This is a genomic window from Amycolatopsis thermoflava N1165 (genome assembly GCF_000473265.1).
GTDB classification, from domain to species: Bacteria; Actinomycetota; Actinomycetes; order Mycobacteriales; family Pseudonocardiaceae; genus Amycolatopsis_E; species Amycolatopsis_E thermoflava.
In genome coordinates this window covers 7,425,295-7,444,508 of the sequence record NZ_KI421511.1, presented here as the reverse complement: position 1 = coordinate 7,444,508, position 19,214 = coordinate 7,425,295, and the positions used below count along the sequence as shown (strand labels likewise).

17 protein-coding genes and 1 riboswitch are annotated in these 19,214 nt (G+C 73.1%); of the genes, 9 read left to right on the top strand and 8 right to left on the bottom strand.

Annotated elements, in window-relative coordinates:
* Nucleotides 1-95: 95 nt before the first annotated feature.
* Nucleotides 96-983 carry a LysR family transcriptional regulator gene (locus AMYTH_RS0136945; RefSeq protein WP_027934437.1) on the top strand — a complete coding sequence of 296 codons (888 nt, stop codon included), beginning with the start codon at nt 96-98 and terminating at the stop codon, nt 981-983.
* Here AMYTH_RS0136945 and cobC read toward each other — a convergent pair.
* Genes cobC through AMYTH_RS0136925 form a run of 4 tightly spaced genes read right to left on the bottom strand, consistent with a single transcriptional unit; the run spans nt 966 to nt 5,857 of the window.
* Nucleotides 966-1,979 (bottom strand): Rv2231c family pyridoxal phosphate-dependent protein CobC, encoded by a 1,014-nt coding sequence (gene cobC, locus AMYTH_RS0136940; RefSeq protein ID WP_027934436.1) that lies wholly within the window; start codon nt 1,977-1,979, stop codon nt 966-968. The two genes, AMYTH_RS0136945 and cobC, sit on opposite strands and share 18 nt — an antisense overlap.
* Nucleotides 1,972-3,306, bottom strand: coding sequence for a cobyrinate a,c-diamide synthase (locus AMYTH_RS0136935; RefSeq protein ID WP_027934435.1), 1,335 nt, complete (start codon nt 3,304-3,306; stop codon nt 1,972-1,974). Before AMYTH_RS0136935 ends, cobC begins: the two co-directional genes overlap by 8 nt.
* On the bottom strand, nt 3,300-3,914 hold the full coding sequence (gene cobO, locus AMYTH_RS0136930) for a cob(I)yrinic acid a,c-diamide adenosyltransferase (protein ID WP_027934434.1): 615 nt from the start codon (nt 3,912-3,914) through the stop codon (nt 3,300-3,302). Before cobO ends, AMYTH_RS0136935 begins: the two co-directional genes overlap by 7 nt.
* Nucleotides 3,914-5,857 carry a putative cobaltochelatase gene (locus AMYTH_RS0136925; RefSeq protein WP_027934433.1) on the bottom strand — a complete coding sequence of 648 codons (1,944 nt, stop codon included), beginning with the start codon at nt 5,855-5,857 and terminating at the stop codon, nt 3,914-3,916. The genes cobO and AMYTH_RS0136925 overlap by 1 nt, the downstream gene beginning before the upstream one ends.
* A 59-nt stretch (nt 5,858-5,916) precedes the next feature.
* Nucleotides 5,917-6,054, bottom strand: a riboswitch (cobalamin riboswitch).
* Here AMYTH_RS0136925 and AMYTH_RS0136920 point away from each other — a divergent pair.
* Together AMYTH_RS0136920 and cobM are read left to right on the top strand one after the other, a co-directional pair.
* Nucleotides 6,055-7,215: a bifunctional cobalt-precorrin-7 (C(5))-methyltransferase/cobalt-precorrin-6B (C(15))-methyltransferase gene (locus AMYTH_RS0136920; protein ID WP_027934432.1), complete on the top strand. Its 1,161-nt coding sequence runs from the start codon at nt 6,055-6,057 to the stop codon at nt 7,213-7,215. It begins immediately after the preceding riboswitch.
* The gene (gene cobM, locus AMYTH_RS0136915) at nt 7,212-7,973 is read left to right on the top strand and encodes a precorrin-4 C(11)-methyltransferase (RefSeq protein WP_027934431.1); all 762 of its coding nucleotides are present in this window, start codon (nt 7,212-7,214) and stop codon (nt 7,971-7,973) included. The genes AMYTH_RS0136920 and cobM overlap by 4 nt, the downstream gene beginning before the upstream one ends.
* On the opposite strand, the gene AMYTH_RS0136910 is transcribed toward cobM, so the two are convergent.
* Nucleotides 7,960-9,009 carry a cobalt-precorrin-5B (C(1))-methyltransferase gene (locus AMYTH_RS0136910; RefSeq protein ID WP_027934430.1) on the bottom strand — a complete coding sequence of 350 codons (1,050 nt, stop codon included), beginning with the start codon at nt 9,007-9,009 and terminating at the stop codon, nt 7,960-7,962. The two genes, cobM and AMYTH_RS0136910, sit on opposite strands and share 14 nt — an antisense overlap.
* A gap of 11 nt (nt 9,010-9,020) precedes the next feature.
* Between AMYTH_RS0136910 and AMYTH_RS0136905 the strand changes: the two genes are divergently transcribed.
* From AMYTH_RS0136905 to AMYTH_RS0136895, 3 genes are read left to right on the top strand one after another with little or no spacing between them, the layout of a single operon-like run.
* A complete protein-coding gene (locus AMYTH_RS0136905; protein WP_027934429.1) occupies nt 9,021-9,770 on the top strand; it encodes a cobalt-precorrin-6A reductase in 750 nt (249 codons plus the stop codon).
* On the top strand, nt 9,767-10,429 hold the full coding sequence (gene bluB / locus AMYTH_RS0136900) for a 5,6-dimethylbenzimidazole synthase (protein WP_027934428.1): 663 nt from the start codon (nt 9,767-9,769) through the stop codon (nt 10,427-10,429). The genes AMYTH_RS0136905 and bluB overlap by 4 nt, the downstream gene beginning before the upstream one ends.
* Nucleotides 10,430-10,481: 52 nt before the next feature.
* Entirely contained in the window at nt 10,482-13,652 is a 3,171-nt protein-coding gene (locus tag AMYTH_RS0136895) for an arabinosyltransferase domain-containing protein (RefSeq protein WP_037322962.1), read from the top strand.
* Between the two features lie 279 nt (nt 13,653-13,931).
* Here AMYTH_RS0136895 and AMYTH_RS0136890 read toward each other — a convergent pair whose 3' ends face one another.
* Genes AMYTH_RS0136890 through AMYTH_RS0136880 form a run of 3 tightly spaced genes read right to left on the bottom strand, consistent with a single transcriptional unit; the run spans nt 13,932 to nt 17,085 of the window.
* Complete coding sequence (locus AMYTH_RS0136890) at nt 13,932-15,422, bottom strand: precorrin-2 C(20)-methyltransferase (RefSeq protein ID WP_027934426.1); 1,491 nt, start codon at nt 15,420-15,422, stop codon at nt 13,932-13,934.
* Nucleotides 15,419-16,042 carry a precorrin-8X methylmutase gene (locus tag AMYTH_RS0136885; RefSeq protein WP_020421898.1) on the bottom strand — a complete coding sequence of 208 codons (624 nt, stop codon included), beginning with the start codon at nt 16,040-16,042 and terminating at the stop codon, nt 15,419-15,421. The genes AMYTH_RS0136890 and AMYTH_RS0136885 overlap by 4 nt, the downstream gene beginning before the upstream one ends.
* Nucleotides 16,039-17,085 carry a nitrite/sulfite reductase gene (locus tag AMYTH_RS0136880; RefSeq protein WP_027934425.1) on the bottom strand — a complete coding sequence of 349 codons (1,047 nt, stop codon included), beginning with the start codon at nt 17,083-17,085 and terminating at the stop codon, nt 16,039-16,041. Before AMYTH_RS0136880 ends, AMYTH_RS0136885 begins: the two co-directional genes overlap by 4 nt.
* A 112-nt stretch (nt 17,086-17,197) precedes the next feature.
* Between AMYTH_RS0136880 and AMYTH_RS0136875 the strand changes: the two genes are divergently transcribed.
* From AMYTH_RS0136875 to AMYTH_RS0136865, 3 genes are read left to right on the top strand one after another with little or no spacing between them, the layout of a single operon-like run.
* Nucleotides 17,198-18,103 carry an ABC transporter ATP-binding protein gene (locus AMYTH_RS0136875; RefSeq protein ID WP_027934424.1) on the top strand — a complete coding sequence of 302 codons (906 nt, stop codon included), beginning with the start codon at nt 17,198-17,200 and terminating at the stop codon, nt 18,101-18,103.
* Nucleotides 18,100-18,945, top strand: coding sequence for an ABC transporter permease (locus AMYTH_RS0136870; RefSeq protein WP_027934423.1), 846 nt, complete (start codon nt 18,100-18,102; stop codon nt 18,943-18,945). Before AMYTH_RS0136875 ends, AMYTH_RS0136870 begins: the two co-directional genes overlap by 4 nt.
* Nucleotides 18,942-19,181, top strand: coding sequence for a helix-turn-helix transcriptional regulator (locus AMYTH_RS0136865; RefSeq protein WP_027934422.1), 240 nt, complete (start codon nt 18,942-18,944; stop codon nt 19,179-19,181). The genes AMYTH_RS0136870 and AMYTH_RS0136865 overlap by 4 nt, the downstream gene beginning before the upstream one ends.
* The last annotated feature ends 33 nt before the right edge of the window (nt 19,182-19,214 follow it).

Here is a 19,214-nt window from a genome sequence, read left to right as displayed (position 1 = left end):
CTTCTTGGATGACCATGCCACAAAGCCTCCCGCCCCGCGATCGATGAGTCCAACGCATCTTTGTCATTCCATCGATCACTCGTCATGATTGATCCATGGAGCTCCAGCAGATGCGTTACGTCGTCGCCGTGGCGGAGACCAACAGCTTCACCCGGGCCGCGCAGCGCTGCCTGGTCGTCCAGTCCGCATTGAGCCAGCAGATCGCGCGCCTGGAACGGGAACTGGGCGCCCGGCTCTTCGAGCGCACCAGCCGGCGGGTCCGGCTGACCCCGGCGGGCGCCGCGTTCCTGCCCGCCGCCCGGGAGTGCCTGCACGCGGCCGAGCGTGCGGCCGCCGAGGTCGCCGCGGCGGTCGGCGAGGTCCGCGGGCGCCTCGCCGTCGGGTCGATCTCCACCGTCGCCGCGGTCGACATCCCGGCCGCACTGCGGGAGTTCCACCAGCGCCACCCCAACGTGCGGGTCAGCCTGCGGGTGAGCCCGAGCGAGGAACTCACCGAGCGGGTCGTGCGGGGCGCGGTCGACGTGGCGTTCCTGGGGCTGCCCACGACCACGCGACCCGAGGGCGTGCACGCGCGCGAACTCGCCAGGGACACCCACGTCGCGATCGTCGCGCCGGACCACCCCCTCGCCGGCGAACCGGCGGTCGACCTGAAGCGGCTCGCCGGCGAGACGTTCGTGGACCTGCCCGCGGCGACGGCCGGCCGGGTGCAGAGCGACCAGGCGTTCGCCGCGGCGGGCCTGGACCGGGACGTCGCCTTCGAGGTGACCAACGCCGCGCTGCTGGCGCGGATGGTCCGGCAGGGTCTCGGCGTGGCGATGCTCCCGTCCGCCTACGTGCCCCAGCTGACGGGGGTGGTCACCATCGAGGTCACGGACGCGCCGGCCCGCGTCGAGTACGTCGCGTGGAGCCGCTCCGGCCCGACGCCCGCGGCGGCCGCTTTCCTCGCGCTGCTGGGCATCCCGGAGTCAGCGCAGGCGTCGTAGCGCGTCCAGGAAGGAGTCGGTCACCGCGGGCTCCCGGACCGCGATCCGCAGCCAGTCGCCGTCCAGGCCGGGGAACGTGTCGCCGCGGCGGACGGCGTATCCCGCCGCCCGCAGGCGCAGCCGCAGGTCCGCCGCGCCGGGGATCCGCACCAGCACGAACGGACCGCGCGGCTCACCGGCCACCTCGACGCCCAGCGAGCGCAGCCCGGCGATCAGGTGCTCCCGGTCCTGCTCCGCCCGCACGGCCAGCTTGTCCGCCTCGTCCAGCGCCGACGGCCGCATGCAGGCGACCACCGCCCGCGCGGCGAGCGTCGACACCGACCACGGCGGCTGCACGGCCCGCAGCATGTCCACAAGCGACGGTTCGGCCAGCAGATAGCCCGCGCGCAGGCCCGCGATGCCCCACGTCTTCGTCAGGCTGCGGATCACCACCACACCCGGAATCCGTTCCCCCGCCAGGCTTTCCGGCTCGCCGGGCACCGCGTCCAAAAAGGCCTCGTCCACCACCAGCACCCGGCCAGGTCGCACGAGCGCACGCAACGCGGACGCCGGGTGCAACACGGAAGTCGGGTTCGTGGGATTGCCGACGAACACCAGGTCCGCGTCCGCGGGCACCGGTCCCAGCCTGAAACCGTCCGAAGCGGACAACACGACCCGGTCGACCTCGTGGCCCGCCGCGCGCAGCGCCGCCTCCGGCTCGGTGAACTGCGGGTGCACCACCACCGCATGCCGCGGCCGCAAGGCGTTGGCCAGCAACGTGAACGCCTCCGCCGCGCCCGCCGTCACCAGCACGTCCGACACCTCACGGCCGTGCCGCGCGGCGACCGCCTCGGCAGCCGCGCCCGGATCGGGATAAGCGGCCAGGTCTTCCAGCGCCGCGGCCAGCTCCGCGCGCAGCCACGGCGGCGGCGACGGCAGCCGGACGTTCACCGCCAGGTCCACCAGGCCGTCCCCGACCTCGCGATCCCCGTGGTGGTGCAGGTCGTAGTCAGCCACGCGCGTGCACCGCCGCCGCGAACCGGTGCGCCAGCGCGGGGTGCCCGGCCCAGTGGACGTGCAGGTAGGACGCATGCAGCGTGGGCGAGGCGAAACCCTCGGCGACGCCATCCCACTCCCACGCCGGCACCGCGCCCGCCCGCGGCGTCACCACGGTCCGGTGGAACTCGTGCCCGGTCACCCGCTCCCCGGCGCGAGCCAGCAGGTGGTCCTGCGCGGCGGAAGCCGTCCGGTACCCGAGCGCGCCCCGCTTGGTCATCTCCGCCGACGCGTCCAGCGCTCCCACCATCGGCAGCCCGTCCAGCTCCCCGCACAGGTACAGCAACCCAGCGCACTCCGCCACCACCGGCATCCCACTCCGGATCGCCGCGGCCAGCTCCTCGCGCAACGGCGCGTTCGCCGACAGGTCCTCGACGTGCACCTCCGGGAACCCGCCCCCGAAGTACAACCCGGCACACCCCTCGGGAAGCGCCTTGTCGTGCAACGGATCCAGGTCCACCACGTCCACACCGGACGCCGCGAGCAACTCCACCGTCTCGGTGTAGCGGAACGTGAACGCCGGCCCCGCGGCCGCCGCGACCACCCGGCGCGGTCCCGAATACGACCCGGTCGGCTCCCACGCCGGCGCGCTGAGCGGACCGGCCGTCCGCGCCACCCGCACGATCGCTTCCAGGTCGACGCCATCGGCCACCCACGCGGCCAGCTTCGGCAGCAGTTCCCGGGACTCGGCGTCCCGTTCGGCGGCGGGCACCAGCCCGAGGTGACGGCTCGGCGCGTGGATGTCGTCGCTGCGCCGCAACGCGCCCAGCACGGGGATCCCGGTGCGCACCAGCGCCGCGCGGATCTCCTCCTCGTGCCGGGGCGACCCCAGCTTGTTGAGGATGACGCCCGCGATCTCGACGCCCGGCTCGTAGCGCGCGAACCCGAGCACCATCGCCGCGACGCTGCGGCTCGCCGCCGACGCGTCCACCACGAGCACCACCGGCGCGCCCAGCAGCCGCGCGACGTGCGCGGTCGACGCGTAGCCCTCGGTGCCGAGCTGCCCGTCGAACAGGCCCATCACGCCTTCGATCACCGCGATGTCCGCGCCCGCGGAACCGTGCCGAAGCAACGGCGCCAACAGATCTTCGCCCTGCAGGAACGGATCCAGGTTGCGCGGCGGTCGTCCGGTCGCCAGCGAGTGGTAGCCGGGGTCGATGAAATCCGGCCCGACCTTGTGCCCGGACACCGCCAGCCCGCGCGCCCGCAACGCGGCCATCAGCCCGGTCGCGATCGTCGTCTTGCCGTGCCCGGACGCGGGCGCGGCGATGACGACGCGATTCACCATTCGATGCCCCGCTGGCCCTTTTGCCCGGCGTCCATCGGGTGCTTGACCTTCGTCATGTGCGTCACCAGGTCGGCGGCCTCGATCAGCTCCTCGGGCGCGTTGCGGCCGGTGATCACCACGTGCTGCCGGCCCGGCCGGTCGCGCAGAGCGGCGACCACCTCGGCGGTGTCGATCCAGCCCCAGTGCAGCGGGTAGGTGAACTCGTCGAGCACGTAGAAGTCGTGGCGCTCCTCGGCGAGGCGGCGCTTGATCTCCGCCCAGCCCTCCCGCGCGTTGGCGGCGTGGTCCTCGTCCGACCCCTGCTTGCGCGACCAGCTCCAGCCCTCGCCCATCTTGTGCCATTCGACCGGCCCGCCCTGGCCGCCGCTTTCGTGCAGGGCGCCCAGCGCGCGGAAGGCGTTCTCCTCGCCCACCTTCCACTTCGCCGACTTGACGAACTGGAACACGCCGATCGACCAGCCTTGGTTCCACGCCCGCAGCGCCATCCCGAACGCGGCGGTGGACTTGCCCTTCATCTCACCGGTGTGCACGGCGAGCAGCGGCCGGTTGCGGCGCTGGCGCGTGGTGAGGCCGTCGTCCGGCACGACCAGCGGTTTCCCCTGCGGCATCAGGCAGCCCTCCTGCGTACCTCGGTGGCCAGCGTGTCGGCGGCGACCTCGCCCAGCGGCACGTGCTCGCCGCCCAGCCGCGCGGCCAGTTCCGCCGCGAGCCCCAGCCGCATGCGCCCGGTCTCGCAGTCCATCACCACGGACGCGACGCCCGCACCGGCCAGCATGTCCGCGGCCTGCTGCGAGCGCGCGACCGCGTCCGCGCCGCTGGTGGCCCGGCCGTCGGTGACCACGACCAGCAGCGGACGACGGCGCGGGTCCCGCACCGCCTCGACCCGCAGCACGCGCGCGGCCTCCAGCAGTCCTTCCGCGAGCGGCGTCCGCCCGCCGGTCGGCAAGCCCTCCAGGCGCGCGGCGGCGGCCTCGACACTGATCGTCGGCGGCAGCGCCAGCTCGGCGGCGCCCGCCCGGAACGTCACCAGCCCGACCTTGTCCCGCCGCTGGTAGGCGTCCAGCAGCAGCGACAGGACGGCGGCCTTGACCTCCCGCATCCGGGACCGGGCCCCCATCGAGCCGGACGCGTCGACGCAGAACAGCACGAGGTTGCCCTCGCGGCCCTCACGCAGTGCGAACCGCAGGTCGCTCGGCCGGAGCACCAGGCCGGCGCCCTCGCGACCGCGGGAGCGCTGGTGCGGCGCGGCTGCCCGCACGGTCGCGACCAGGTGCGGCCGCCCCGCGCGCGTGCCGGGCGGCCGGACGCCGATGGTCCGCCCGGCGTCGGTCACCGCGCGGGACCGCTTGCCGTGCGCCCCCTCCCCGAGACCGGCGACGCTGAACATCCTGGCCCGGTACGGCTTTCCGGCGCCGACGGACTGCTGCTCGCTCCCACCGCCGCCGGGTTCCCCGCCGCTGTCGTTCTGCTGCCCCTGCGGGGTTTCGGCCGGGGCGTCGGAACCCGAGCCGGGGCCGTCGTCGTCCGGCGGACCGGGGTCCTCCGGCGGCTCGGCGTCGCGCAGCGCCTGTTCCAGCTGCTCCTCGTCGATCCCGGGCGCGTCGAACGGGTTGCGGCGGCGCCGGTGCGGCAACGCGAGCCGCGCCGCGACGCGGATGTCCTCTGTGGACACATCGGTGCGCCCGCTCCACGCCGCGTGGGCGACCGCGGTGCGGGCGGTGACGATGTCCGCGCGCATCCCGTCGACCTCGAACGCCGCGCACACCTCGGCGATCTGCCGCAACGCCTCGTCGCTCAGCTCGACCGACGGCAGGAGCTTCTGCGCCGCCGCGATCTCGGCCGCGAGCTGGGCGTCGGTGTCCTCGAACCGCGCGGCGAACGCGTCCGGGTCCGCCTCGTAAGCCAGCCGACGGCGGATCACCTCGGCGCGCTGCTCCGGATCGCGGCTCGCGGCCACCTCGACGGTCAGCCCGAACCGGTCGAGGAGCTGCGGCCGCAGCTCGCCTTCCTCCGGGTTCATGGTGCCGATCAACACGAACCGCGCCGCGTGCGACACCGACACGCCCTCGCGCTCGACGGTCGCGCGGCCCATCGCCGCCGCGTCGAGCAGCGTGTCGACCAGGTGGTCGTGCAGCAGGTTGACCTCGTCGACGTAGAGCAGGCCGCGGTGCGCGGCGGCGAGCAGGCCGGGCTGGAAGTCGGTGACGCCTTCGGTCAGCGCGCGTTCCAGGTTGAGCGACCCGATCACGCGGTCCTCGGCCGCGCCGACCGGCAGCTCGACCAGCCGCGCCGGGCGGCGGACCGCGCGCGTGCCGTGGGGCGCGTCGGGGCAGTTCGGGTCGGGCGCGGCGGGGTCGCAGGAGAACCGGCAGCCCTCGACGACGTCGACCTCGGGCAGCAGGCCGGCCAGCGCGCGCACCATCGTGGACTTCGCGGTGCCCTTCTCGCCGCGCACCAGCACGCCGCCGATGGCCGGGGAGATCGCCGAGAGCACCAGTCCGAGCCGGAGGTCCGGCATCCCGACGACGGCGGTGAACGGATACGGCCTCAAGCGAACTCCTTCGCCACGCGCGGGTGTCCTCGCCCGCCTGAACAGGGCACGTGCCGGGCACGTAACGGCCGCCGAAGCTCTGGCTCCCGGCCCGCGGGCCGGTCACAGTGGCGGGACCGCCCCGGAATCGCACCGGGTTCCTGCGGCGACCGTCCCCAGGATCATCGCATACGGTCAGCCCCGTGAGGATCGTCGTTGTGGGTGTCCCGGCCGACGGGTGGGCCGGGCTGACCGAGCCCGCGCGCGCCGAGATCGCGGCGGCCGAGGTGCTGTTCGGCGGCCGCCGCCAGCTCGACCTGGTGCCGCTCGACGTGCCGAAAGTGGCGTGGCCGAGCCCGCTGCTGCCCGCGCTGGACGGCCTGTTCGCCGAGCACGCCGGACGCCGGATCGGCGTGCTGGCCAGCGGGGATCCGCTGCTGTCCGGCATCGGGACGACGCTGGTCAGGCGGTTCGGCGCGGAGCACGTGCGGATCGTGCCCGCGGTGTCGTCGGTCGCGCTCGCGCGGGCCAGGATGGGCTGGTCCGCGGAGGAGACCGAGGTGGTCAGCGTCGTCGGCCGCAGCGTGCACCGGGTGAGCCGCGCGCTCGCACCGGGGGCGCGGCTGGTGGTGCTCAGCTCCGACGGCGGCACGCCCGCGGAACTCGCCGAGGTGCTGGTGGCAAGGGGTTTCGGCGAGAGCAAACTCACGGTGCTGGAGCAGCTCGGCGGTCCGGCCGAGCGCCGCGTCGAAGGTTTCGCGCGAGACTGGTCACACCCGGCGGGCGACCCGTTGAACGTCGTCGCTGTCGAGTGCTCAGGCCCGGCGTTGCCGGCCCTGCCCGGGCTGCCGGACGACGCCTTCGAACACGACGGGCAGATCACCAAGCGGGACCTGCGGGCGAGCGCGCTGGCCCGGCTCGCGCCGGTGCCCGGCGAGCTGCTGTGGGACGTCGGCGCGGGCGCCGGCAGCGTCGGGATCGAGTGGTCGCGGGCACATCCGGCGAACCGCGCGATCGCCGTCGAGCGCAGTGCGGAACGGGCCGCGCGGATCCAGCGCAACGCGGACCGGCTGGGGGTGCCAGAGCTGCGGGTCGTGACGGGTGCGGCGCCCGAGGTCCTGGCCGACCTGCCCACGCCCGACGCGGTGTTCGTCGGCGGCGGTCTGGCGTCGCTGGACGTCTGCCTGGACGCGCTGCGGCCCGGCGGACGGCTCGTCGCCCACGCGGTGACGCTCGACTCGGAACAGGCGCTGGCGACGGCATACCAGCGACACGGCGGCGAGCTGACCCGGATCGCCGTCGAGCACGCCGCGCCGCTCGGCGGATTCGCCGGCTGGACCCCGGCCCGGACCGTGACGCAATGGAGTTTCGTGAAATGACCGTGTTCTTCATCGGCGCCGGCCCTGGCGCGGCGGACCTGATCACCGTGCGCGGCCGCGACCTGCTGGCGCGCTGCGGGGTCTGCCTGTACCCGGGCAGCCTGACGCCGCCCGACCTGCTCGCCCACTGCCCCGCGGACGCGCGCCGGATCGACACGGCGGACCTGTCGCTGGACCAGATCGTCGGCGAGCTGGTCGCGGCGGACCGCGCGGGCCACGACGTGGCGCGGCTGTGCTCGGGCGACCCGTCGATCTACAGCGCGGTGGCCGAGCAGATGCGCCGCCTCGACGCGGCCGGCGTGCCGTACCAGGTGGTGCCCGGCGTGCCCGCGTTCGCCGCGGCGGCCGCGGAGCTGGGGCGCGAACTGACGGTGCCGACGATCGGGCAGAGCCTGGTCATCACGCGCGTCCAGGCCCGCTCGACGGCCATGCCGGAGGGCGAGACGCTGGCGAACTTCGCCGCGACCGGCACGACGCTGGCCGTGCACCTGGCGATCAACCGGATCGAGCAGGTGGTCGAGGAGCTGCTGCCGCACTACGGCGCGGACTGCCCGGTGGCCGTGGTGCACTGCGCGAGCCAGCCGGGGCAGCGGATCCTGCGCGGGATTTTGTCGCGGATCGCGCAGGAGGTGCGCGCCGCGGGAATCGACCGCGCGGCGGTGATCTTCGTGGGCCGCGTCCTGGGGGCGGAGAAGTTCCCGGACAGCTACCTGTACTCGGCGGCGCGGGACCGGTCGGAAAAGCTCAGGCCCCGCTGACCCCGACCACGTTCCCCGCCCGGTCGATCACCAGCACGTCCACCGCGACCGGCGCCGGGGCCAGCACCGACGCCGCGAACGCCCGCGCCCGGTCCGCGACCGCCTCGCCGATCGGGAAGCCCGCCTCCTGCGACAGCTGCAGCGCGTGCAGCGCCGTGTTCGCCTCGAGAATCCGCGCGGCCAGCGGCTTGGGCGCCAGCGAGGCCAGCAGCGCGAGGTCCACTTGCGACCGCTTCGAGTGCAGGTCCAGGTGCCCGGCCGCGAGCTTCGACATCTTCGCGAACCCGCCCGCGATCGTCAGCCGCGGCACGGGATGGCGCTTCACGTACTTGAGCACCGCGCCCGCGAAGTCCCCCATGTCGAGCAACGCCGTCTCCGGCAGCCCGTACCGCGCGGCGACCGCCCGCTCCGACGTGCTGCCCGTCGCGCCGGCGACGTGTTCGTGCCCCAGCGCCCGCGCGACGTCGACCCCGCGCCGGATGCTGTCGATCCACGCCGAGCACGAGTACGGCACCACCACGCCGGTCGTGCCGAGGATCGACAGCCCGCCGAGGATGCCGAGCCGCGGGTTCCACGTCTGCCGCGCCAGCTCCTCGCCCTCGGGCACGGAGATCTCGACCACGACATCCCCGGCATCGCCGAACGCGGCCGCGACCCGCCGCACCGCCTCGGTCATCAGCCGCCGCGGCACCGGGTTGATCGCCGGCTCGCCGACCGGCAACGGCAGCCCGGGCAGGGTCACCGTCCCCACCCCGATGCCCGCGCGGAACGTCACGCCGCTGCCCGGCTCGCCGCGCCGGACGGTGGACAGGATCAGCGCGCCGTGCGTCACGTCCGGGTCGTCACCGGCGTCCTTGATCACCCCGGCGGTGGCCGAGTCCGCGTCCAACCGCTCGGTGGCCAGCGCGAACGCCGGGCGCCGCCCCTGCGGCAGCTCCACCTCGACCGGGTCGGGGAACTCGCCGGTGAGCAGCGCGGTGTACGCGGCCGTGGTGGCCGCGGTCGCACACGCTCCGGTGGTCCACCCGTACCTCATCACCAGGCAGTATGGCTGGCGTGACGGAAGTACTCGTGCTCGGAGGCACCGGTGAGGCCCGCGCGCTGGCCGCCGGGCTCGTGCGACGCGGCGTCGCGGTCACGTCGTCGCTGGCCGGGCGGGTCGCCAACCCGCGTCTGCCGGTCGGCGAGGTGCGCGTCGGCGGCTTCGGCGGGCCGGACGGCCTCGCGCGCTGGCTGACCGAGCACGGCACCGCCGCCGTGGTGGACGCCACACATCCGTTCGCCGAACGCATCGGCGCCTCCGCCGTCGAGGCCGCGCATCGGGCGGACGTCCCTCTGCTGCGCCTGCAGCGCCCCGGCTGGCAGCAGGGCCCCGGCGACGACTGGCACTGGGTGGACACCCTCGGCGAGGCCGCCGACCTGGTGGAACGCCTCGGCGACCGGATCTTCCTCACCAGCGGCCGCCAGGGACTGTCCGCCTTCGCGCGCTGCACGCGACCGCACTTCCTGGCCCGCTGCGTCGACCCGCCGGAGCCGCCGCTGCCGCCGCGCCTGGAGATCCTCCTCGACCGCGGCCCGTACACCGTCGAAGGCGAGACCGCGCTGCTGCGTGAGCACCGCATCGACGTGCTGGTCACCAAGGACAGCGGCGGCGACATGACCACCGCGAAGCTCGTCGCGGCCCGTCAGGAGGGCGTGCCGGTGGTCGTCGTGCGGCGCCCGCCGCGCCCGCCCGCGCACACCGTCGCGGACGTGGACGCCGCCCTGCGCTGGGTGTCGGCGATCCTGGACGCATGATCGAGGAGTTCTACGAGGTCCTGCGGCGACGGCGGGACGTGCGCGCGGAGTTCACCGGCGAGCCCATCGACGACGAGGTGCTGACCCGCGTGCTCGAGGCCGCGCACTCCGCGCCCAGCGTCGGACTCACCCAGCCGTGGGATTTCGTGCTCGTCGAGAGCACCCGGACGCGCACCGCGTTCCGCGACCACGTGCTCGCCGAGCGCGAGGTGTTCGCCGCGTCGCTGCCGCCGGAGCGCCGGGAGACCTTCGCGCCGATCAAGATCGAGGGCATCCTGTCGTCCTCGCTCGGTATCGTCGTGACCTACGACGAGAGCCGCGGCGCGCCGGACGTGCTCGGCCGCCACGCGATCGCCGACGCCGGCCTGTATTCGGTGTGCCTGGCCATCCAGAACCTCTGGCTGGCGGCCACCGCGGAGGGCCTCGGCGTCGGCTGGGTGAGCTTCTACCGCGAGGATTTCCTGCGCGACCTGCTCGGGATCCCGGCCGGGGTGCGGCCGGTGGCGTGGCTCTGCCTCGGCCCGGTGACCCGGCTCCAGGACATTCCGGACCTGGAGCGCCACGGGTGGCGCGAGCGGCGGCCGTTGTCGGCCGCGACGCACCGTGAGCGGTTCGGCACACCCCCATCCCGAAGCGAGCGCGAGGAAGCATCGCGATAGCGTTCTGCCAATGTGGATGGCCAGCAGGACACCTACTGTCGCACCGGATGAGGTGACCGACCCGGACCAGCCGGGCACTTCGGCACGCACCTCCCCGGAGCGACCTCGCACGTTCTTGTGGCGGCTCCTCGCCGTCGTACTGGGCCTGTTCGCCGCGGGTTGCGCGGTCGCCTTCCCGTTGCTGCCGGTCGTCCAGGACACGGCGAAGATCGTGTGGCCGGCCGGCAGCGACACGCGCCCGGTGAACGCCCCGCTCGTCGGCTACTGGGCGCAGGACCTGCAGGTCGGTGTGCCGTGCGCGACGATCCAGTCGCTCGACGCGCGCACCGCGGGCGCGGGGCTGCTGTTCTCGACCGTGCCGCCCGCCCGCGCGGGCAACGGCGCCGGCCTGCAGCTCAACGTCCAGGACGGCGTGCTCACCGCGACCAGCCGCGGCCAGCAGGTCGCGCGCCAGCCGCTGCCGGCCGCGGGGTGCGACGTGCGGGTCAGCTCGACCGCGACGCACACCACCCTGTCGGTGGCGGGCACCCCGGTCTACGACTCGACGGGCGACGTCCGGCCACGCGTGCTGGGCATCTACACCGACATCTCGTCGGCGCGGGACCCGATCGCCGGCCTGTCGGTCGGCATCACCCCGGACACCCGCTACCAGTCGTCCCCCACCGGGTTGAAGGTCGGCATCGGCGTGTTCGGCGTGCTGTCGCTGATCGGCTGCCTGATCGCGGTCAACCGGCTGGACTCGGGCACCGCGCGGCGCGCGCCGCGGTGGGCGCCGATCGGCTGGTGGAAGCTCACCAAGCGGGACGTGACCGTCTTCGGCGTGCTCGGCGCGTGGGTGTTCATCGGGCCGGTGACCTCGGACGACGGCTACATCCTGACCATGGCCAGAGTCGCCGACCAGGTGGGTTACCTGACCAACTACCACCGGTGGTTCGGCGTCGCGGAGGCGCCGTTCGGGTGGAACGACCACATCTACGAGCTGATGGCGACGGTGTCCACGGTGCCGCCGTGGATCCGGTTGCCGTCGTTCCTGCTCGGCGTGCTGAGCTGGCTGCTGATCAGCCGTGAGGTGCTGCCGCGGCTGGGCAAGGAGGTCCGGATCAGCCCGGCGGCGGGCTGGGCCGCGGCCGTGGTGTTCCTGGTGTGGTGGCTGCCGTTCAACAACGGTGTGCGTCCCGAGCCGTGGGCGGCGCTGGGCTCGCTGATCGCGCTGTGCGCCGTGGAGCGCTCGCTGGTCACGCGGCGTCTGCTGCCGCTGTGCCTCGGCCTGATCGGGGCCGCGTTCGCGCTGGCCGCGACGCCGACCGCGTTGATCGCGGTGGCGCCGTTCCTGGTGGCCGCGAAGCCGTTGTTCCACCTGCTGCGCAGCCGGGCCCGCGATTCGGGCTGGGCCGCGGTGCTGGCGCCGATCGCGGCGGCCGGGTTCATCGTGCTGATCGTGGTCTTCGCCGACCAGACGTTCTCGACGGTGATGGAGGCGACCCGCCTGCGTGGCTCGGTCGGCCCGAACAAGTCGTGGTACGAGGAGCTGTCGCGGTACGAGCTGCTGTTCGAGAGCAGCGCGGACGGCGCGCTGACCCGCCGGTTCCCGGTGCTGCTGCTGATCCTGTGCACCGGCACCTGCCTTGTGGTGCTGCTGCGCCGCGGCCGCATCCAGGGTGCGGCGCTGGGTCCGGCCCGCCGCCTGATCGGCACCGTGGCGCTGTTCTTCCTGCTGCTGGCGCTGACCCCGACCAAGTGGACGCACCACTTCGGCGCGTTCGCCGGTGTGGGGGCTGCGATGGCGGCGCTGACCGCGCTGGCGACGAGTTCGACGGTGCTGCGGTCGCGGCGCAACCGGGCGGCGTTCACCGCCGGGTTGCTGGTGGTGTCCGCGCTGGCCGCGACGGGCCCGAACGCGTACTGGTTCGTGTCCAGCCTCGGTGTGCCGTGGTGGGACAAGGCGCCGTCGATCAAGGGCTACCACCTGTCCACGGCGCTGCTGCTGGCCGCGGCGGTGGCGGCGGTGTTCGCGTTCGTGGAGAACGTGCGCATGCAGCGGCCGGGTGCGCCGCCGCCGGTGCAGGAGCGGCGTGGCCGGGCGCTGCGGCTGGGCGCGACGTCGCTGGTCGTGGTGTGCGGCGCGGTCGTGGTGTTCGAGGTCGCCAGCATGGCGAAGGGCATCCAGAAGCAGATGTCGACGGGCAGTTACAGCCTGGCCGCGGCGAACGTGGACCACTTGTTCGGCAAGAGCTGCAACCTGTCCGATCACGTGATGGTCGAGCAGGACCCGGTGTCGAGCATGCTCAAACCGGTGTCGGCGGTGACCGTGCCGGAGACCACGGCGCAGGAGAACTCGACGCTGCCGCGGCCCGAGGACGAGGGCAACGAGAAGTCGTCGGCGGGTTTCCACACCGACGGCAACGGCGACGAGGACCCGCTGAACTCGCCGCCGCACGGTTTCACCACGGCGACCGTGCCGATGTGGAGCAGCTACCACGAGGGCTCCGCGACGGGCCGGCTGCGCACCGACTGGTACGCGCTGCCGGACCAGCACGCGGGCGCGCAGGTGACGATCGCCGCCGCGGCGCCCCCGGGCAAGGCGACGAGCGTGGCGCTGGAGTTCGGCCGGGAGACGCCGGCGGGCGTCGAGGTGGTCCGGTCGACGACCGTGCTGGCGGAGAACGTCGGCACCGGGGCGTCGGCGGACGAGACGAAGTGGGCCGACGAGCGGCTCGACATCGGTGATCTGCCCGCGGACGTCAACCGGGTGCGCGTGGTGGCCAAGGACGACGACATCACGGGCGACGGCTGGGTCGCGGTGAGCGCCCCGCGCGTGCCGACGTTCACCACTCTCACGCAGCGGGTGGGCAGCGCGCCGGTCTACATGGACTGGCCCGCGGCGTTCGTGTACCCGTGCATGAACCCGGTCGCCTCGCACGACGGCATCTCGCAGATCCCGGCGTACCGCATCACCGCGGGTGATCTGGCCGCGGAGGCCGGGGTGGCGGACAACATCGGCGGCGGGCCGAACGGGTGGATCGAGGAGCTGGCCGACCAGCCCGAGGTGCCGAGCTACCTGGAGGGCGACCAGTCCGGCCGCTCGTGGGGACGCCTGCTGCAGATCGAGCCGTACACCGACGGCGTGGCACCCCAGGTGGAACACGGAACCGAAACGATGTGGGGCTGGCAAAGCCCAGGGCCCGGCCCCCAACAACCAAACGGCTCAACCCCAACCCGCTAAAGAGAAGCCCCCGCCAGACACAAGGCGGGGGCTTTCTCTATCACCACCAACACAACCGCCACCCGGCAACAAAACCGACCACACACACCGCCCACCCCTCCCCCGCACCCCGATCCACAGCCCAGTTCTGCGCCCGACCAGGGGTTGTCAAGGTACTCTTTCCAGCCTTGACAACCCCTGCTCGGGCGTAGAAACAATGAAAAACGGGGCGGCGGGCCAAATCCGGGCGTAGCGAAGCGAAGCCGGCGCTTTTCAGATACGCGCGTAGCGGCTACGCAATCAATAAGACCGCGGCGTCCACACCTGCCCATGCGTCACGCGCGTCCGCGACGACCCGACAATCACCAAACACCGCATATCAACCACCGAAGGATCAAACTCCCCCAGCGAGGTAACAGTCACCGACTCCTCAGGACCCCCAACATCCCGCGCCACAACAACAGGCGTCTCCACAGCCCGATGCCGCAGCAACACATCCCGAGCCCGCACCAACTGCTCAGTCCGCGTCCGCGAAGCCGGGTTGTACAGAGCCACCACAAGATCCGCCGCCCCAGCCGCATCAAGCCGCCGCTCGATGACATCCCAAGGCTTCAACCGATCCGACAACGACAAAACGCAGTAGTCATGCCCCAACGGCGCCCCGACCCGGGCCGCCGCAGCGGAAGCAGCCGTCACGCCAGGAATCACCCGCACCCGCACCGGCTCTTCCAACGAAGCCGCCTGCTCCAGCACCGCGGAAGCCATCGCGAACACCCCAGGATCACCCGAGGACACCACCGCCACCCGAGCACCGGACGCGGCCAGCGAGAGCGCATGCCGGGCCCGGTCGGCCTCGACCCGGTTCCCGGACGCGTGCCGCACCTGCCCCGCCCGCTGCGGCACCTTCGCCACGTACGGCCCGTACCCGACGATGTGCTCGGCCTCGGCCAACGCCGACGAGGCCTCCGGCGTCAGCCACTCCGGCCCGGCCGGCCCCAGCCCGACCACCATGACCTCGCCGCCCTCAGCGGCAACCTCCGCAGCCTCAGCAGCCGGCTCCTTCCGCGACGCGTAAGCCGGGCTCGGCACCAGCGCCAGCGAGAAGTACGGCACCGTCGAGGGGTCCACGTCAGCGAACGGCTCGACCCGCTGGTTGGGCCACGTGGCCCGCTCGACGTAGTACGCCTCGTCCAGCCGTCCCGACTCGGCCAGCGCCTCCCGCACCGAGCCGAACGTGCGGCCCAGCTTCATCACCGCCGCGGCCTGCGTGTCGGCCAGCCGCCGCGCGAGTTCCGGCGCGGGCAGCGTCCCCGGCAGGATCGTGAGCACCTCGTCGCGCTGCACCAGCGGCTTGCCGAGCACCGCCGACGCCGCTGAAACGGACGTCACCCCGGGCACCGCCTCGGCCTCGTACCGGTCGCACAGCCGCTCGTGCATGTACATGTAGGAGCCGAAGAAGAACGGGTCGCCCTCGCACAGCACCACCACGTCGCGCCCGGCGTCCAGGTGCTCGGCCAGCCGCTTCGCGCTCAGCTCGTAGAACTCGGCGATCGCGCCCTCGTACCCGCCGGGGTGGTCGGTGCCCTCGGTCGTCACCGGGTACATCAGCCGTTCCTCGACCTGGCCCTCCCGCAGGTACGGCTCGGCCACCGACCGCGCGATGCTGCGGCCGTGCCGCGCGCAGTGGTAGGCGATCACGTCGGCCTCGCTGATCAGCCGCGCGGCCTTGACCGTCATCAGCTCCGGGTCGCCCGGGCCGAGTCCGACACCCCACAGCTTGCCCGTCTTCATTCGACCTCGCTCGCGAGCGCGTTGACCGCCGACACCGCCATGGCGCTGCCGCCGCGCCGCCCGTGCACCACCAGGTAGGGCGCGGGCGCGCGCTTGACCAGCTCTTCCTTCGACTCGGCGGCGCCGACGAACCCGACCGGCACCCCGATGATCGCGGCGGGCACCCCGGCGCCCTCCTCGATCATCTCCAGCAGGCGGAACAACGCTGTCGGCGCGTTGCCGATCGCCACCACCGAGCCCGCGAGCTTGTCCCGCCACAGCTCCAGCGCGGCCGCCGAACGGGTGGTGCCCATCCGCTCGGCCAGCGCGGGCACGCGCTCGTCGGACAGCGTGCAGAGGATCTCGTTGGCTGCGGGCAACCGCTTGCGGGTCACGCCGCTGGCGATCATCTGCGCGTCGCACAGCACCGGCGCGCCGGCGCGCAGCGCGGCACGGGCCGACTCGACGAGGTCGAGCGAGTAGGCCAGGTCGTCGACGAGGTCGACCATCCCGCACGAGTGGATCATGCGGACCGCGACCGGCTCCAGGTCCTCCGGCAGGATCGCGAGGTCGGCCTCCTCGCGGATCGTGGCGAACGAGTGGCGGTAGATCTCCGCCCCGTCGCGGATGTAGTCGATCACGCTGTTCCCTTCTGGTATTCCTCGCTGCCCGCGAGCATGTCGACGTGCGGCTCGTGCGGTCGCCCGCACCGCCGTTCGCATCCGGAGAAGTGCATCCGCACCCCGGCGGGGACGCGGGGCATCATGGCTCGCGCGTCCGCCCGCACGTCGGCGCGCGACTTCGCGCAGCCCGGCCGTCCGATGCACGCGCTGATCCCCAGCCCCGGCGCGGCCGGATCGGTCACCAGTCCCGGCGCGTCCAGACCGAGCGGCACGACGACCGAGCGCCACGGCGTCACCACGACCTCCCCCAGCGCCCGCAGATCCGCGGCGGCGAGCTGCCCCAGCACCGGCGCGCCGACGACACCGGTGCGCCCGTCGTCGCGGGTGAACGGCCCGATCGGCACTCCGGGTGACGTGGGCAGACGCTCGCCGAGACGCAGGTCCAGCTCCCGCACCCGCCACGCGCTGCCCCGGACCTCCAGGAACCACAACGCCTTCCGCACGAGCGCGTCGACCGCCCCGGCGAACGGCACCCGCTCGCCGGTGTCCCGCCCGGCGAGCAACACCGCGCCGGTCGCGGAGTCCAGCGCTCGCCAGCACACGTCCGCGTCCTCGCCCGACACGTCGCCGCGGCCGTCGTCGAGCGCGAACAGGAACCGGCCTGGCAGGGCGGCCAGCTCGGGCCGCGCGCACACCGCCCGGTCCAGCTCGAACACCGTGTCCCGCACGTCGACCAGCCCGCCGGTGAGCCCGCTCAGCGGCGAGGCCAGGTAGTTGCGCACCCGCTCGTGCGCGGGCGCGGGCAGCAGGCCGGCCGACGTCAGCCGGGCGGCCAGCTCGCCGGTGTCCCGCGACAGGCCACGCAGCTGGATGTTGCCGCGCGAGGTCAGGTGCACCGAACCGTCGCCGAGCTCCTCCGCGCACGAGGCCAGCACCTCGGCCTGGTCGGCGCGCACTCGTCCGCCGGGCAGCCGGATCCGGGCGAGCGCGCCGTCGGCGGCGTCGTGCGTGGCGAAGACACCCGGACAGGCGTCGGGGCGGACACGTCCGGGATGGGCCATGCGCTCACTGTAAACGGCGGGATCGGCGCGAAGTATTACCTGGATCATATGTAGTAGGTCTGCTACATTTCATCGCACAGGCGTGGCACTGGGGAGAACACCTATGACAGCGATGAGCCAGGTCGCGACGAGACCACCGGAGCCGCCGCGGGACCAGCCGGCGCTCGACGTCCGCGACCTCCGCATGCGGTACGGCGCCAACGACGTGCTCAAGGGCGTGACCTTCCAGGCCGCGCCGGGCGAGGTGCTGGCGCTGCTCGGGCCGAACGGCGCGGGCAAGACGACCACCATCGAGATCCTGGAAGGCTTCCGGATGCGCTCGGCCGGTGACGTGCGGGTGCTCGGCGTCGACCCGGCCCGGGGCACCGAGGCGTGGCGCGCGCGGCTGGGCATCGTGCTGCAGTCCTGGCGGGACCACGGCAAGTGGCGCGTGCGGGAACTGCTGGCCCACCTCGGCTCGTACTACGTCGACCACCGGCGGCCGTGGGACGTCGACGAGCTGGTCGAGACCGTCGGCCTCACCCAGCACGCGCACAAGCGGGTCAGCCGGCTCTCCGGCGGGCAGCGGCGGCGGCTGGACGTCGCGATCGGCATCGTCGGCCGCCCCGACCTGCTGTTCCTGGACGAGCCGACCGCCGGGTTCGACCCGGAGGCGCGCCGCGAGTTCCACGACCTGGTGCACCGCCTGGCCGACGAGTCGGACACCACGATCCTGCTCACCACCCACGACCTGGACGAGGCCGAGAAGCTCGCCGACCGGATCCTCATCCTGGCCGGCGGCACGATCATCGCGAACGGCTCGGCCGAGCAGCTCAGCCGCGAGATGTCCACCGACGCCGAGGTCCGCTGGTCCCGCGACGGGCAGCGGTACGTGCACTCGACCACCGACGCGACGAAGTACGTGCGCGAGCTGTTCGCCCAGTACGGCGAGGAGATCGAGGACCTGGAGGTGCGCCGGGCGAGCCTGGAGGACACCTACATGGCGCTGCTGCGCAAGTTCGAGGGAGGCGCCCGATGAACGCCACGGCAGTGCGCACCGGGGTCCAGCGCGGCCTGATCGAGCTGCGGCAGAGCTTCACCACAGTCCAGGACCTGTGGGGGTACTTCTTCCCGACCGTGGTGTTCCTGGTGGTGATGACCCTGATGAGAGGCTCGGTCATCCCGGGCACCACGTTCTCCCGCGGCTCGATGACCCTGCCCAGCCTGATCGGCGCGAGCGTGGGGTTCAACGCGATGATGAGCACGATGCAGCAGCTCACCGTCGAGCGCGAGGACGGCACCCTGCTGCGCGCGAAGGCCCTGCCCAACGGCATGAGCGGATACCTGATCGGCAAGATCGTGATGGTCTCGGGCATGACGCTCGTCGGCATCGCGCTGCTGATCGTGCCCGGACTGTTCATGTTCGACGGCCTGGAGATCGACGTCATGACCTGGGTGACCCTGGCCTGGGTGCTGGTGCTCGGCCTGGTCGCGACGCTGCCGATCGGCGCGGTGTTCGGGTCGCTGTTCGAGAACCCCCGCACGATGGGCGTGATCATGCTGCCGGTGATGGCGCTGGTCGGCACGTCGGGCATCTTCTACCCGATCGGCGAGCTGCCGTCCTGGATCCAGGGCATCGCGCAGGTGTTCCCGCTGTACTGGCTCGGCCTCGGCATGCGCTCGGCCTTCCTGCCGGACAGCATGGTGGCCGTGGAGATCGGGCAGTCGTGGCGGACCTGGGAGACGCTCGGCGTGCTCGGCGCGTGGGCGGTCGCGGGCCTGGTACTGGCGCCGATCGTGCTGCGTAGGATGGCGCGGCGCGAGTCCGGGTCGACCGTGGCCGCACGGCGGGAGAAGGCACTACAGCGGATGCCGGGATGAGTGAGTCGATCTACAACCGCATCGCGATGCTGCGCGCCGAGCGCGGCATCTCGCGACGGCAGCTGGCCGAGGCGGTCGGGGTGCACTACCAGACGATCGGGTACCTCGAACGCGGCGAATACAGCCCGAGCCTGTACCTCGCGCTGCGCATCGCCGAGTACTTCGAGGTGCCCGTCGAGGTGATCTTCTCCACGCAACCCTTCCCCCGCCTCGGCCGCGACGAACGGACGGCTTGACTCCGGGCCTGCCCAGCGGACAGTGTTGGGGGG